Source organism: Kitasatospora sp. NPDC006697 (genome assembly GCF_042869935.1).
In the GTDB taxonomy this organism is placed as follows: Bacteria; Actinomycetota; Actinomycetes; order Streptomycetales; family Streptomycetaceae; genus Kitasatospora.
Map to the genome: position 1 here is coordinate 192,134 of NZ_JBIAGU010000010.1, position 15,087 is coordinate 207,220.

Sequence of the window (15,087 nt, forward strand, 5' to 3'; positions counted from 1 at the left end):
CTTCTCGGATACCAAGAGTCACACCGCGGACGCAGTAGGTCAGCAGGGCGGATGTCGCCGCTGATCCGCAAGATCCTCACCACCAGCATCTCGGGCGGCGGCACCCTGGCGATCACCGAGCTCACCAAGCAGGCGTGGACCACCAGCGTCAACCTGTCGGTGCTGGTCGGCGGAGTCGTGCTGCTGGTCGAGTTCCTCCGGGACTTCGAGGTCCGGCTGGCCGAACTGGAACAGGGCATCGCGGAGCACAACGAGCGGATGCACGGACTGGTCGAGGACGGTTTCGCCCGGGTCAACAAGGCCACCGAGCTCTACGACCGGCTGCGCAGCACGCCGTTGGCCGGCGGGGAGATGACCCAGCTGGCCGAGAACCTGGCCGGCCTGGGCGGAGACCAGCCGCCGATCGTCGGCGCCTTCACCCAGCGCGAGCTGCGCCGGGTGGCGGACCTGGTGAAGGAGCTGATGGCGGGCCAGGCCGCCTACGACGGGGAGGACCAGGACTGGCTGCTCACCCTCACCCACAGCGCCGCCACCGGCATCGACGCGATCAGCACCGCCATCGACATCGGCTTCTGGACCACCGAGCTCGGCCGCCGCTACCTGGAGGCGCAGCGAGCGGCGGTGCGCCGCGGGGTGCCGGTGCGCCGGGTGTTCGTGGTGCAGAGCGCCGACCAGCGGGTGCTGGAGGGCATCCGCCAGGTCGGCCGCAGCCACCAGCAACTGGGCCTGAGCGTGCGGATCGTCGCGGTGCGGGACCTGCCGCACTGGGCCAGGCGGCCGATGTCGGACTTCATCGTCTTCGACCGGTCCGTCAGCTACGAGGTGCAGACCGACACCAGCGGGCACGAGGGCGATGGGGACGGGGACGGGGTACCGGGTCCCGACCTGATGGTGGCCAGCACCCTGCTGGTGCTGAGCGAGGACAAGGTGGCCCGGCGGATCCAGCGGTTCGAGGACCTGTGGGCAGTCGCCAGGCCCGTCGACGGGGCCACCCCGTAGACTGCCGGAGACCCGTTCCAGTGCTGCTGAGTGGCGCTGTCGTGCATCAGGAGTGTTGCCATCGTGACCGAGAACACCGTCGAGAGCAGTGCTGACGTCATCGTGGTCGGCGCGGGCCCGGCGGGCTCGGCCACCGCGTACTACCTGGCCCAGAGCGGGCTGGACGTGCTGCTGTTGGAGAAGACGGAGTTCCCGCGCGAGAAGGTGTGCGGGGACGGGCTGACGCCGCGGGCCACCAAGCAGCTGGTGGACATGGGGATCGACGTCTCCACCGAGAACGGGTGGCTGCACAACAAGGGGCTGCGGATCATCGGCGGCGGGGTCCGGCTGGAGCTGGACTGGCCGGAGCTGTCCTCGTTCCCCGACTACGGGCTGGTGCGCAAGCGGGCCGACTTCGACGAGCTGCTGGCCCGTCAGGCGGAGAAGGCCGGGGCGCGGCTGTACGAGAAGTGCAACGTGTCGGGGCCGGTGCTGGACGACCGGACCGGGCGGATCACCGGGGTGACGGCGAAGCTCGGGGCGGAGAAGCGCGAGGTGGAGTTCCGGGCGCCGCTGGTGGTGGCGGCGGACGGCAACTCGACCCGGCTGTCGCTCGCGATGGGCCTGCACCGGCGCGAGGACCGGCCGATGGGTGTGGCCTACCGGACGTACTTCACCTCGCCGCGCTCCTCGGACGACTACCTGGAGTCCTGGCTGGAGCTGTGGGACACCCGGGGCGGCGAGCGCAAGCTGCTGCCCGGGTACGGCTGGATCTTCGGCATGGGCGACGGCACCTCCAACGTGGGCCTGGGCATCCTGGACTCCTCGCCGGCCTTCGGCGAGCTGGACTGGCGCGAGGTGCTGAAGTCCTGGTGCGCGAGCATGCCGGAGGAGTGGGGCTACACGCCGGAGAACATGACCGATCCGATCCGCGGCGCCGCCCTGCCGATGGCCTTCAACCGCCAGCCGCACTACACCCGCGGCCTGCTGCTGGTCGGCGACGCGGGCGGGATGGTCAACCCGTTCAACGGCGAGGGCATCGCCTATGCGATGGAATCCGGCCAGATCGCCGCGCGCACCATCATCCAGGCCCACGCCCGGGTCACCCCCGCCGGGCGCGAGCGCGCCCTGCAGGGGTACCCGGCGGTGCTGAAGGACGTCTACGGCGGCTACTACACGCTGGGCCGGGCCTTCGTGAAGCTGATCAGCAACCCCAAGGTGATGCAGCTGGCCACCCAGCGCGGGCTCACCCACCCGATGCTGATGCGGTTCACCCTGAAGCTGCTGGCCAACCTGACGGACCCGCAGGGCGGCGACGCGATGGACCGGATCATCAACGGCCTGACCCGGGTGGCGCCGAACGCCTGACGGGCGGTCAGGCGGCCGGCTCGCCGAACCAGCGGGCGAGGTGGGAGGCCAGGTCGCGCTGGTCGTCGCCGATCCAGGCGACGTGGCCGTCGGGGCGCAGCAGCACGGCGGGGGCGCCGAGTGCGGCGGCCGGGTCGGTGACCCGGTCGACCCGGTCGGCCCAGCCGGCGGTGGAGAGCGTGCCGGTGGTGTCCAGCAGCAGGCCGCGGCCGGTGCGCAGCAGTTCGTAGAGCCGGCCCGGTGCGAGCGGGAGGTCGCGCAGGCGGCGGCCCAGCAGGTCGGGGCCCTCGCCCAGGTCGTAGCGGACGTCGATCGCGGTGATCAGGCCGGTCAGGTAGCGGTTGACCTCCGCGAAGTCCATCAGCCGGCCGAAGAGTTCGCGCAGCGCCACCGCGCCCGGGTCGGTGCCGAGCAGGGTGACCTGGGCCCGGGTGTTGTCCAGCACCCGGGCGCCGACCGGGTGGCGTTCGTCGTGGTAGCTGTCCAGCAGCCCCTCGGGCGCCCAGCCGTTGACCTCGGCGGCCAGCTTCCAGCCCAGGTTGAAGGCGTCCTGCAGGCCGAGGTTCATCCCCTGCCCGCCGGTCGGCGGGTGGATGTGCGCGGCGTCGCCGGCCAGCAGCACCCGGCCCGCCCGGTACTGCTCGGCCTGGCGGGTGGCGTTGCCGAAGCGGGAGAGCCAGCGGGGTGCGCGGGCGCCGAAGTCGGTGCCGGCGACGGCCCGCAGCTGCCGGCGGAAGTCCTCCAGGGTCGGCTGGGCGGAGCGGTCCTGCGCCAGCCCGTCGGCGGGGACCACCACGCGGTACCAGCCGCCGCCCAGCGGGCTGGCGCCGAACCGCAGCTGGGTGCGGCGGACCTCGGCCATCACGGCGGTGATCTTCTCCGGATCCTCGGTCAGCTCCAGCTCGCCCAGCAGCGTCTCGAAGGTGGCCGGCTCACCGGGGAAGCCGATGCCGAGCTGCTTGCGCACCAGGCTCCGGCCGCCGTCGCAGCCGACCAGCCAGCGCGAGCGCAGCTGCTCGCCGCCGGCCAGCCCGACGGTCACGCCGTCGGCGTCCTGGCTCACCGCGACCACCTCGCAGCCGCGCCGCAGCTCGGTGCCGTTCTCCCGCGCGTAGGCGTTGAGCAGCTGCTCGGTGACGGGCTGGGGCACGGCCAGCCCGTACGGGTGCGCGGTGTCCATGCCCTCCGGCCACTCCCGGTGCATGCCGCCGAACATCGCGCCGACCCGGAACTCCTCACTCACCGCCCGGAACCGCTCCAGCAGCCCGCGCTGGTCCATGATCTCGACACTGCGCGCGTGCAGCCCCTGTCCCCGCGACTCCCGGGTCGGCTCCGCCAGCCGCTCCAGCACCACCACCCCGACCCCGGCCAGCCGCAGCTCCCCGGCCACCATCAGCCCGGTGGGCCCGCCGCCCACCACGATGACGTCGATCATCCGCACGTTCTCCCTGCTCGCACCCGTGTGACCCGCAGAGTCTGCGGCACGGCGGGGGTCTTGTGGCAAGGCCCGGGGTGCGCTATAGGTTGAGAGTGGCGGGGAGTGGTGACTCCTTGCCTTTCGTGTGTCCGGGCCAAGGCGAGCACGGCATGGCCCGTGCGGGCGCCCCCGCGGGGTCAGCGGTTCTCGATCTTCACCTTGCGCAGGTCCACCGGCAGCGTCGGGTAGCCGTCGCCGGGGCCGTTCTGGTCGTCCTCGCCCGCCGCGGCGATCTTCTGCAGCACGTCGAGGCCGCCGGTGACCTTGCCGAACGGGGTGTAGAGCGGGGGCAGCTTGGTGTCCTGCCAGACGAAGAAGAACTGGCTGCCGTTGGTGTTGGGGCCCGCGTTGGCCATCGCGACGGTGCCGGCGGGGTAGGTGGCGCCGGTCAGGTTCTCGTCGTTGAAGGAGTAGCCGGGGCCGCCCGCGCCGGTGCCGGTGGGGTCGCCGCACTGCAGGACGAAGATGCCCTTGGTGGTGAGGCGGTGGCAGTGGGTGCCGTCGTAGTAGCCGTGGTCGGCGAGGAAGCGGAACGAGAAGGTGGTGCAGGGGGCGGCCGCGGTGAGGGCCTGGAAGGTGACGGTGCCCTGGCTGGTGCGCAGGCTCGCGTGGTACGGCTTGGCGGCCTTGGCGGCGTCGAAGACCGGGATGCCCTTGAAGTCGTCGGCCGGGACCGCCTTGGTGAAGCCGCAGTCGGCGGCGGCCGCGGGGGCGGCGGCCGGGGCGGCCTTCGGGGTCGCGGTGACGGTCGCGGCGGAGGCGGCGGTGGTCGCGGTGAGGACCAGGGCGGCTGCGGCCGCCGCGACGGTGAGGCGGTTGCGGGACATCTGACGGCCTTTCGGGCAGGAGGGGACGGATGGTGGTGCCTGGCATGTGCACAACGTCTCTGCCCCGCGGTCCGGTTGTTCATTCCTGGTGCTCCACCGCGCGTCCATGACCGCTCAACCGAGACGTAAAGCTGTTGATCGGTTCGGTGGCTCTGCGTCAAGATCCGCCCATGCGAAACCCTTCACAAGCCGCCGCCCCGCGCGGGCTCGTCACCGACCTGCCGTTGCTGCTGGTGGCGGTGGTGTGGGGGTCCAGCTTCCTGGCGGTGAAGCACCTGGCCACCGCGCAGACCGTGCTGCCGACGCTGGTGCTGCGGTTCGTGCTGGTGCTGCCGCTGCTCGGGGCCGTGGTGCACGGGCGGCTGCGCGGGCTCAGCCGGACGGAGTGGGTCGGCGGGGCGCTGCTCGGGGGCATCCTCGGCGGGATCTTCCTGCTGGAGACCTTCGGCGCCGTGCACACCTCCGCCACCAACGCCGGGCTGATCATCAGCCTCAACATGCTGCTCACCCCGCTCGGCGAGAGCGCGCTGAGCCGCACCCGCCCGTCGCGGCGGTTCCTGCTGGCGGCGGGCGCCTCGCTGCTCGGGGTGGCGCTGCTGACCCAGGGCAGCGGACTGCGCGCGCCCTCCTTCGGCGACCTGCTGATGCTCGGCGCCGCCATCGTGCGCACCGTGCACGTGCTGGTGATGGGCCGCACCAAGGCGCTGCGCGGGACCGATTCCGGCGCGCTCACCTGGGTGCAACTCGCCTCCGCCGGAGTAGTGTTCGCTCTTGTGAGCCCGTTCACCGGGGCACCCGCGCCCTGGCGCCTGGCGGCCGGCTACGGGGCGCTGCAGTGGACCCTGCTGCTCTACCTCGCGCTGTTCTGCACGCTGTTGGCCTTCGCGGTGCAGATGTGGGCGGTGCGGGCCACCTCGCCGTCCCGGGTCTCGCTGCTGCTGGGCACCGAACCGCTCTGGGCCGCGGTGCTCGGGATCGCGCTCGGCGGCGACCGGCTGACCGCCGGCGTGGTGGCCGGCGCCCTGCTGGTGCTGGTCGGCACCGAGGCCGGCCGGCGGGCTTGTGAACCCGGGGTCAAGGAGCGGGCTCCGCGCAGGTCACCCGGTCGAGTGGGGTCCATTAGCACGCGAAGGTAAAGCCTAGAAATTTGCCTTGATCGCGAGATAGTTGATATAGGAACGGCGCCCTGGCCAGCTGGCTTGCCGTGGAATATGACAGATAGCGATCGTCTGCGTTCGATGCGTTCACGAGTCTCCCCAGGTGGACGCGGCTGCCGCCCGCCGGGGTGGTGTAGATCACAGAACCCATCCCGAACTGCGTGTCGCAGATCACAAGCCGACGGGCATAGGATGCGCTCGATCCGGGGCTTGTGAACTGCCTCACATGAGGTGGATCTCGGGAACCGGATCACCGGATCACCCCACAGTGATCCGGCGGTTCCGATCTGCAGTCAAGGACGACTGGACGGAGGGAGCGACGGCGATGAATGCCTACGCGCCGATCCTCGTACTGGGTGCCATCGCGGCGGCGTTCGCGGTCGGCTCCGTGGTGATGGCCTCGCTCACCGGCCCGAAGCGCTACAACCGGGCCAAGCTGGAGGCCTACGAGTGCGGTATCGAGCCGACCCCGCAGCCGGTGGGCGGCGGTCGGTTCCCGATCAAGTACTACCTGACGGCGATGCTCTTCATCGTCTTCGACATCGAGATCGTCTTCCTCTACCCGTGGGCGGTCAGCTTCGACGCCCTGGGGATCTTCGGGCTGGTCGAGATGCTCCTCTTCATCGCCACCGTCTTCGTCGCCTACGCGTACGTGTGGCGGCGCGGCGGCCTGGAGTGGGACTGACGGCCCCGAGCGAGGGCCCCGACCTGCCAAACCACTGAGAGGGATGGGTAGATGGGAATCGAGGAGAAGCTGCCGAGCGGCTTTCTGCTCACCACGGTGGAGAGCGCCGCGGGGTGGGTGAGGAAGGCCTCGCTCTTCCCGGCCACCTTCGGGCTGGCCTGCTGCGCGATCGAGATGATGACCACCGGCGCGGGCCGGTACGACCTGGCCCGGTTCGGCATGGAGGTCTTCCGCGGCTCGCCCCGGCAGGCCGACCTGATGATCGTGGCAGGCCGGGTGAGCCAGAAGATGGCCCCGGTGCTCCGCCAGGTCTACGACCAGATGGCCAACCCCAAGTGGGTCATCTCGATGGGCGTCTGCGCGTCCTCGGGCGGCATGTTCAACAACTACGCGATCGTCCAGGGCGTCGACCACATCGTCCCCGTGGACATCTACCTGCCCGGGTGCCCGCCGCGCCCGGAGATGCTGATGGACGCGATCATCAAGCTGCACGAGAAGATCCAGCACGAGCCGCTGGGCGTGAACAAGCGCAAGGCGCAGGAGCTCGCCGAGGAGCAGGCCCTGACCGCCGTCCCCACCAGCGAGATGCGGGGGCTGCTGCGATGAGCGAGGAGCAGAGCGGCCAGCCCGTGCCGCGGGGCCGCACGGAGCTGGCGGTCGAGGTGATCGGGCAGCGCAAGGGCATGTTCGGCACCCACGGCACCGGCGACACCTCCGGCTTCGGCGGCCTGAACGCGGCCATCGCGCTGCCGGCCCCCGCCGAGCGCCCGTACGGCGGCTGGTTCGACGAGGTCGCCGACGAGCTCGAAGGCGCACTGGAGGAACAGGGCCTGACGGTTGGCCAGGTGATCGAGAAGACCGTGGTGGACCGCGGCGAGCTGACCTTCCAGATCGCCCGCGAGCACCTGCTGCAGACCGTGCGGACCCTGCGCGACGACCCGGCGCTGCGCTTCGAGCTCTGCCTCGGCGTCAGCGGCGTGCACTACCCCTCGGACCAGGGGAGGGAGCTGCACGCGGTCTACCAGCTGCGCTCGATCACCCACACCCGGCTGATCCGGGTGGAGGTCACCGCGCCGGACGACGACCCGCGGATCCCCTCGGTGGTGAGCGTCTACCCGACCAACGACTGGCACGAGCGCGAGGCCTACGACTTCTTCGGGATCGTCTTCGAGGGGCACCCGGCGCTCACCCGGATCATGATGCCGGACGACTGGCTGGGCCATCCGCAGCGCAAGGACTACCCGCTCGGCGGCATCCCCGTCGAGTACAAGGGCGCCCAGATCCCGGCGCCCGACCAGCGGAGGTCGTACTCCTGATGAGCACTCAATACGAGCAGGCGGGGTCGCGCGAGACCACCGAGGGGCGGGTCTTCACCGTCACCGGCGGCGACTGGGGCGAGGTGGTGGACGCCGTCGCCCGGGCCGACGACGAACGCATCATCGTCAACATGGGTCCCCAGCACCCCTCCACCCACGGGGTGCTGCGGCTGATCCTGGAGATCGACGGCGAGACGGTGACCGAGGCCCGGTGCGGCATCGGCTACCTGCACACCGGCATCGAGAAGAACATGGAGTTCCGCTCCTGGGTGCAGGGCACCACCTTCGTGACCCGGATGGACTACCTGACGCCGATCTTCAACGAGACCGCCTACTGCCTGGCGGTGGAGAAGCTGCTCGACATCACCGCCGACGTGCCGGACCGGGCCAATGTCATCCGGGTGCTGATGATGGAGCTCAACCGGATCTCCTCGCACCTGGTCTGCCTGGCCACCGGCGGCATGGAGATCGGCTCCACCACGCTGATGATCTACGGCTTCCGGGACCGCGAACTCATCCTGGACGTCTTCGAACTGGTCACCGGCCTGCGGATGAACCACGCCTACGTCCGCCCCGGCGGCCTGGCCCAGGACCTGCCGCCCGGCGCCGTCGACCAGATCCGCGAGGCGGTCAAGCTGCTCCGCTCCCGGATGCACGAGTACGACAAACTCGCCACCGGCAACCCGGTGTTCAAGGCCCGACTGGTCGACGTCGGCTTCCTCGACCTGCCCGGCTGCCTGGCGCTGGGCGCCACCGGCCCGATCCTGCGGGCCACCGGCCTGCCGCACGACCTGCGCAAGACGGATCCGTACTGCGGCTACGAGAACTACGACTTCGAGGTCGCGGTGGCCGACACCGCGGACTCCTTCGGCCGGTTCCTGATCCGGCTGGAGGAGATGCACCAGTCGCTGGGGATCGTCGAGCAGTGCCTGGACCGGCTGGCCCCGGGCCCGGTCATGGTGGGCGACAAGAAGATCGCCTGGCCGGCCCAACTCGCGGTCGGACCCGACGGGATGGGCAACTCGCTGGACCACATCCGGGAGATCATGGGCACCTCCATGGAGGCCCTGATCCACCACTTCAAGCTGGTCACCGAGGGCTTCCGGGTCCCGGTCGGCCAGGCGTACGCGGCCGTCGAGTCCCCCAAGGGCGAGCTCGGCGTGCACGTGGTGAGCGACGGCGGCACCCGGCCGTACCGGGTGCACTTCCGCGACCCGTCCTTCACCAACCTGCAGACGATGGCGGCGATGTGCGAAGGCGGCCAGGTCGCCGACGTGATCGTGGCGGTGGCCGGGATCGACCCGGTGATGGGAGGCGTGGACCGGTGAGTTCGGAAGCACAGCCCAGCGTGGCGCTCGGCCTGCCGGCGATGCCGGCCAAGCCGTACCCGCCGGAGGTCAGGCAGCGCCTCGCTGCCGACGCACGGGAGCTGATCTCCCGCTACCCGCAGTCCCGTTCGGCCCTGCTGCCGCTGCTGCACCTGGTGCAGGCCGAGGAGGGCTTCGTCAGCCCGACCGGAATCCGGTTCTGCGCCGAGCAGTTGGAGCTGACCACGGCCGAGGTCACGGCCGTCGCCACCTTCTACACGATGTACCGCCGCCGCCCGGCCGGCCGCTACCACGTGGGCGTCTGCACCAACACGCTCTGCGCGGTGCTCGGCGGCGACCAGATCTTCGAGGAGCTCAAGGAGCACCTGGGGATCGGCAACAACGAGACCACCGAGGACGGCGCGGTCTCGCTGGAGCACATCGAGTGCAACGCGGCCTGCGACTACGCCCCCGTGGTGATGGTCAACTGGGAGTTCTTCGACGACCAGACCCCGGAGAGCGCCCGCCGGCTGGTCGACGACCTGCGGTCCGGCGCCGAGGTCCGGCCGACCCGCGGCGCCCGGCTCTGCGAGTTCCGCGAGACCGCCCGCATCCTGGCCGGCTTCCCCGACGAGCGGGCCGGCGCCAACGACGAGTCCGGCGCGGGCGGCGCACCCAGCCTGGCCGGCCTGCGGCTGGCCCGGGGAGAGTCGCTGCCCGGTGCCCCCGGCGCCCGGGTGGTCTCGCCGCGCAACGAAGGGACGGAAGCGTGATGACCGCCACCGAGCCGGCCGAGAAGCTGCTCACCCCCGTGCTCTCCGCCTCCTGGGACGACCACCGGCCGTGGTCGCTGGAGACCTACCGCCGCCACGAGGGCTACCAGGGCCTGCGCGCCGCGCTGGCCATGGAGCCGGACGCGGTGATCGCGCTGGTCAAGGAGGCGGGCCTGCGCGGCCGCGGCGGCGCCGGCTTCCCGACCGGCATGAAGTGGCAGTTCATCCCGCAGAACGACGGCAAGCCGCACTACCTGGTGGTCAACGCCGACGAGTCCGAGCCCGGGACCTGCAAGGACATCCCGCTGCTCTTCGCCAACCCGCACGCGCTGATCGAGGGCATGGTGATCGCCTCCTACGCGATCCGCTGCGACCACGCCTTCATCTACCTGCGCGGCGAGGTGGTCCCGGTGCTGCGCCGGCTGCACGCCGCGGTGGCCGAGGCCTACGCGGCCGGCTACCTCGGCAAGAACGTGCTGGGCAGCGGCATCGACCTGGACATCACCGTGCACGCCGGCGCCGGCGCCTACATCTGCGGCGAGGAGACGGCGCTGCTGGACTCGCTGGAGGGCCGGCGCGGCCAGCCCCGGCTGCGCCCGCCGTTCCCGGCCATCGCCGGCCTCTACGCCTGCCCGACCGTGGTCAACAACGTGGAGTCGATCGCCTCGGTGCCGCCGATCCTGGCCCGCGGCAAGGAGTGGTTCACCTCGCTCGGCACCGAGAAGTCGCCGGGCTTCACGCTCTACTCGCTCTCCGGCCACGTCACCAACCCCGGCCAGTACGAGGCCCCGCTCGGCGTGACGCTGCGCCAGCTGCTCGACATCAGCGGCGGCATCCGCTCCGGCCACCGCCTCAAGTTCTGGACGCCGGGCGGAAGTTCCACCCCGATGTTCACCGAGGAGCACCTCGACGTGCCGCTCGACTACGAGGGCGTGGGCGCGGCCGGCTCGATGCTGGGCACCAAGGCGCTGCAGGTCTTCGACGAGACCACCTGCGTGGTCCGGGCGGTCACCCGGTGGACCGAGTTCTACGCCCACGAGTCCTGCGGCAAGTGCACCCCGTGCCGTGAAGGCACCTACTGGCTGGTCCAGTTGCTCAAGCGGATCGAGGCCGGCCAGGGCGAGCCCGGTGACCTGGAGAAGCTGCTGGACATCGCCGACAACATCAACGGCAAGTCCTTCTGCGCCCTCGGCGACGGCGCGGCCAGCCCGATCGTCTCCTCGCTGAAGTACTTCCGCGCCGAGTACGAGCAGCACCTCGCCGAGCGCCGCTGCCCGTTCGACCCGGCCGCCAGCACCGTCTGGGCCGACGGCCGGCGCGCCGCGGCCCCCCGCCCCGCCACCGAGAGGGAGGTGCACGCGTGACCGTCACCGAGCCATCGGCGCAGACCGCCGTCGAACTCGTCACGCTCACCATCGACGGCGTCGAAGTCCAGGTCCCCAAGGGCACCCTGGTGATCCGCGCGGCCGAGCAGATCGGCACCCAGGTGCCCCGGTTCTGCGACCACCCGCTGCTCGACCCGGCCGGCGCCTGCCGCCAGTGCATCGTGGAGATCGAGGGCCAGCGCAAGCCGGTCGCCTCCTGCACCATCCCGGTGGCCGAGGGCATGGTGGTCCGCACCCAGCTCTCCTCGCCGGTGGCCGAGAAGGCCCAGCGCGGCGTGATGGAGCTGCTGCTGATCAACCACCCGCTGGACTGCCCGGTCTGCGACAAGGGCGGCGAGTGCCCGCTGCAGAACCAGGCGATGTCCAACGGCCAGGCCGAGTCCCGGTTCGACGGGATGAAGCGGACCTACGAGAAGCCGGTGCCGATCAGCAGCCAGGTGCTGCTGGACCGGGAGCGCTGCGTGCTCTGCGCCCGCTGCACCCGGTTCTCCCAGCAGATCGCCGGCGACCCGTTCATCGACCTGGTGGAGCGCGGCGCGCTGCAGCAGGTCGGCACCGGGGAGGGCGACGACTTCGAGTCCTACTTCTCCGGCAACACCATCCAGATCTGCCCGGTCGGCGCGCTCACCTCGGCCGCCTACCGGTTCCGCTCCCGCCCGTTCGACCTGGTCTCCTCGCCCAGCGTCTGCGAGCACTGCTCGGCCGGCTGCGCCCAGCGCACCGACCACCGGCGCGGCAAGGTGCTGCGGCGCCTGGCCGGCGAGGACCCGGCGGTGAACGAGGAGTGGAACTGCGACAAGGGCCGGTTCGCCTTCCGCTACGCCCAGCAGCGGGACCGGCTGAGCAGCCCGCTGGTCCGCGACGCGGCCACCGGCGAACTGGTGCCCACCTCCTGGCCGCAGGCGCTGGCCGCCGCCGCCGAGGGGCTGCGCGGCGCCCGGGCCGGTGTGCTGACCGGCGGCCGGGTCACCGTGGAGGACGCCTACGGCTACGCCAAGTTCGCCCGGGTGGTGCTCGGCACCAATGACGTGGACTTCCGGGCCCGCCCGCACAGCGCCGAGGAGGCCGACTTCCTGGCCGCCGCGGTGGCCGGGCACGGGGTCGATCTCGACGGCGGCGGCGTCAGCTACCAGGATCTGGAGCAGGCCCCGGTGGTGCTGCTCGCGGGCTTCGAGCCCGAGGAGGAGTCGCCGATCGTCTTCCTGCGGCTGCGCAAGGCGGCCCGCACCGGACGGCTCAAGGTCTACGCGATCGCCGACCACCGCTCCCGCGGCCTGGCCAAGCTCGGCGGCACCCTGCTGCCGGCCGCCCCGGGCACCGAGCCCGAGTGGCTGGGCACCCTGGCCGAATCCGCCGGACTGGACGGCGAGCCGGAGGGGGCCGCCGAACTGCTGCGGCAGCCGGGCGCGGTGATCCTGGTCGGCGAGCGGCTGGCCCCGATCAGCGGAGCGCTCACCGCGGCACTGCGGCTGGCGCACGCCAGCGGCGCCCGGCTCGCCTGGATCCCGCGCCGGGCCGGCGAGCGCGGCGCGCTGGAGGCCGGCGCGCTGCCCGGCCTGCTGCCCGGCGGCCGCCCGGTCACCGTGCCGGCCGCCCGCGCCGAGGCGGCCGCCGCCTGGGGCGTCGCCGAGCTGCCGGCCCGGCTGGGCCGGGACACCGGCCAGATCCTGGCCGCCGCCGCGGCCGGCGACCTGGACGCGCTGGTGATCGGCGGGCTGGACCCGGACGACCTGCCGGACCCGCAGCTGGCCGACGAGGCGCTGGCCCGGGTCGGCTTCACCGTCGCCCTGGAACTGCGCCCCTCGGCCGTCACCGAACAGGCCGACGTGGTGCTGCCGGTGGCCGCCGTGGCCGAGAAGGCCGGCACCTTCCTGGACTGGGAGGGCCGGGTGCGGATGTTCGAGGCCGCGCTCAAGCCCGACCAGCTGATGGGCCGTCATCTGCACCCGGACGTCCGGGTGCTGAGCATGCTGGCCGATGCGATGGGCCACCGCCTCGGACTGCCCGATGTGCGGGCCGCCCGGATCGAGCTGGACGCCTTCACCCCCTGGGAGGGCGACCACCCGGCGCCCCCGGCCGGTCACCCGGCCCCGCTGCCCCGGCCGGCCACCGGCCAGGCGGTGCTGGCGGGTTGGCGGCTGCTGCTGGACCGCGGCCGGCTGCAGCAGGGCGACGAGCACCTGGCCGGCACCCGGCACGCCGCCGTCGCCCGGCTCTCGCCCGGCACCGCCGCAGAAATCGGAGCGAGCGGAGCCCCGGGCGCCCGGCTGCGCGTCACCGGCCCGGCCGGCTCGCTGGTCCTCCCGCTGGAGATCACCGCCGAGCAGTCCGACCGGACCGTCTGGGTACCGGTCAACAGCGCCGGCGAGGGCATCCACCGCACCCTCGGCACCACCGTCGGTCACCTGGTGACCATCGCCCCCGCAGGGGAGGAGGAGTAATGGCACCCACACTGCCGGCGGTCCAACTGGCCGCCGCCTCCGGGAGCCTGGAGTACTTCGGGCGCGACCCGTGGTGGCTGGTCCTGCTCAAGGCGGTCTTCTGCTTCGCCTTCCTGGTGCTCACGGTGCTGATCGCGATCGTCTGGGAGCGCAAGGTCGTCGCCTGGATGCAGCTGCGGATCGGCCCCAACCGGCACGGGCCCTGGGGCCTGCTGCAGTCGCTGGCCGACGGCATCAAGCTGGCGCTCAAGGAAGACCTGGTGGTCGCCAAGGCCGACAAGGTGGTCTACGTCCTGGCGCCGATCGTCTGCGCGATCCCGGCCTTCATGTCCTTCGCGGTGATCCCGTTCGGCCCGGCCGACGACGAGGTCTCGATCTTCGGCACCCGGACCCCGATGCAGCTCACCGACCTGCCGGTGGCGCTGCTCTACATCCTGGCCACCGCCTCGGTCGGGATCTACGGCATCGTGCTGGCCGGCTGGTCCTCCGGCTCGACCTACCCGCTGCTCGGCGGCCTGCGCTCCTCGGCGCAGATGATCTCCTACGAGATCGCGATGGGCCTCTCCTTCGCCGCGGTCTTCATCTACTCCGGCTCGATGTCCACCTCGCAGATCGTCAGCTCCCAGCAGCCGACCTGGTTCGCGGTGCTGCTGCCGGTCTCCTTCATCGTCTACATCATCGCGATGGTGGGCGAGACCAACCGGGCCCCGTTCGACCTGCCGGAGGCCGAGGGCGAGCTGGTCGGCGGCTTCAACACCGAGTACAGCTCGCTGAAGTTCGCGATGTTCATGCTGGCCGAGTACGTCAACATGGTCACCGTCTCGGCCGTCGCCTCCACCCTCTTCCTGGGCGGCTGGCGGGCCCCCTGGCCGATCTCGGCCTTCTGGGCCGGCGCCAACCACGGCTGGTGGCCGATGCTCTGGATCGTCGTCAAGATCCAGCTGCTGCTCTTCTTCTTCATCTGGCTGCGCGGCACGCTGCCCCGGCTGCGCTACGACCAGTTCATGAAGCTCGGCTGGAAGGTGCTGATCCCGGTCTCGCTGGTCTGGCTGGTGATGGTCGCCTCGGTCCGGGCGCTGCGCAACGAGGGCCAGGACTTCGGCAACGTGGTGCTCTACGTCGGGGCGCCGGTGGTCGCGGTGCTGCTGCTCTCGCTGGTCCGGGACGTCTTCCGGCGCAAGGAGAAGGTACAGGCCTTCGAGCCGCCGGCCGAGTTCGACCCGATGGCGGGCGGGTACCCCGTGCCGCCGCTGCCCGGCCAGCAGCTGCCGCCGGTCCCGCGCCGGCGCAGCCGGGTGCCGCGGGTGCAGCCGCCCGCCGACGAACCACTGCAGGACGCGCTCAACGGCGCCAACCAGTCCGAAGGGAGCTGA

13 protein-coding genes are annotated in these 15,087 nt (G+C 71.7%); 11 read left to right on the forward strand and 2 right to left on the reverse strand.

The window, feature by feature from the left end; all coding sequences use genetic code 11:
- Window positions 1–51: 51 nt before the first annotated feature.
- Window positions 52–999 (forward strand): DUF6879 family protein, encoded by a 948-nt coding sequence (locus ACFYNO_RS16525; RefSeq protein WP_388011786.1) that lies wholly within the window; start codon window positions 52–54, stop codon window positions 997–999.
- Window positions 1,000–1,062: 63 nt separating this feature from the next.
- Entirely contained in the window at window positions 1,063–2,346 is a 1,284-nt protein-coding gene (locus ACFYNO_RS16530; RefSeq protein WP_388011788.1) for a geranylgeranyl reductase family protein, read from the forward strand.
- Window positions 2,347–2,353: 7 nt separating this feature from the next.
- Here the strand turns inward: ACFYNO_RS16530 and ACFYNO_RS16535 are convergent, their stop codons facing one another.
- Both ACFYNO_RS16535 and ACFYNO_RS16540 read right to left on the reverse strand, forming a co-directional pair.
- The gene (locus ACFYNO_RS16535; protein WP_388011790.1) at window positions 2,354–3,781 is read right to left on the reverse strand and encodes an FAD-dependent monooxygenase; all 1,428 of its coding nucleotides are present in this window, start codon (window positions 3,779–3,781) and stop codon (window positions 2,354–2,356) included.
- 179 nt (window positions 3,782–3,960) lie between these two features.
- Entirely contained in the window at window positions 3,961–4,650 is a 690-nt protein-coding gene (locus ACFYNO_RS16540; RefSeq protein WP_388011792.1) for a peptidylprolyl isomerase, read from the reverse strand.
- Window positions 4,651–4,820: 170 nt separating this feature from the next.
- Here ACFYNO_RS16540 and ACFYNO_RS16545 point away from each other — a divergent pair, with 170 nt between their 5' ends.
- The 9 genes from ACFYNO_RS16545 (at window position 4,821) to nuoH (ending at window position 15,087) form a co-directional block, all read left to right on the forward strand.
- Window positions 4,821–5,786 carry a DMT family transporter gene (locus ACFYNO_RS16545; protein ID WP_388011794.1) on the forward strand — a complete coding sequence of 322 codons (966 nt, stop codon included), beginning with the start codon at window positions 4,821–4,823 and terminating at the stop codon, window positions 5,784–5,786.
- A gap of 346 nt (window positions 5,787–6,132) precedes the next feature.
- Window positions 6,133–6,492, forward strand: a complete 360-nt coding sequence (locus ACFYNO_RS16550) for an NADH-quinone oxidoreductase subunit A (RefSeq protein WP_014137597.1) — start codon at window positions 6,133–6,135, stop codon at window positions 6,490–6,492.
- A 51-nt stretch (window positions 6,493–6,543) separates the two neighbouring features.
- Complete coding sequence (locus ACFYNO_RS16555) at window positions 6,544–7,098, forward strand: NuoB/complex I 20 kDa subunit family protein (RefSeq protein WP_388011796.1); 555 nt, start codon at window positions 6,544–6,546, stop codon at window positions 7,096–7,098.
- Complete coding sequence (locus ACFYNO_RS16560; protein ID WP_388011798.1) at window positions 7,095–7,808, forward strand: NADH-quinone oxidoreductase subunit C; 714 nt, start codon at window positions 7,095–7,097, stop codon at window positions 7,806–7,808. The genes ACFYNO_RS16555 and ACFYNO_RS16560 overlap by 4 nt, the downstream gene beginning before the upstream one ends.
- On the forward strand, window positions 7,808–9,136 hold the full coding sequence (locus ACFYNO_RS16565) for an NADH-quinone oxidoreductase subunit D (protein ID WP_388011800.1): 1,329 nt from the start codon (window positions 7,808–7,810) through the stop codon (window positions 9,134–9,136). The genes ACFYNO_RS16560 and ACFYNO_RS16565 overlap by 1 nt, the downstream gene beginning before the upstream one ends.
- Window positions 9,137–9,177: 41 nt before the next feature.
- The gene (gene nuoE, locus ACFYNO_RS16570) at window positions 9,178–9,888 is read left to right on the forward strand and encodes an NADH-quinone oxidoreductase subunit NuoE (RefSeq protein ID WP_388011928.1); all 711 of its coding nucleotides are present in this window, start codon (window positions 9,178–9,180) and stop codon (window positions 9,886–9,888) included.
- On the forward strand, window positions 9,888–11,252 hold the full coding sequence (nuoF, locus tag ACFYNO_RS16575) for an NADH-quinone oxidoreductase subunit NuoF (RefSeq protein WP_388011802.1): 1,365 nt from the start codon (window positions 9,888–9,890) through the stop codon (window positions 11,250–11,252). The genes nuoE and nuoF overlap by 1 nt, the downstream gene beginning before the upstream one ends.
- A complete protein-coding gene (locus tag ACFYNO_RS16580; RefSeq protein WP_388011804.1) occupies window positions 11,249–13,714 on the forward strand; it encodes an NADH-quinone oxidoreductase subunit G in 2,466 nt (821 codons plus the stop codon). The genes nuoF and ACFYNO_RS16580 overlap by 4 nt, the downstream gene beginning before the upstream one ends.
- Window positions 13,714–15,087 carry an NADH-quinone oxidoreductase subunit NuoH gene (nuoH, locus tag ACFYNO_RS16585; RefSeq protein WP_388011806.1) on the forward strand — a complete coding sequence of 458 codons (1,374 nt, stop codon included), beginning with the start codon at window positions 13,714–13,716 and terminating at the stop codon, window positions 15,085–15,087. Before ACFYNO_RS16580 ends, nuoH begins: the two co-directional genes overlap by 1 nt.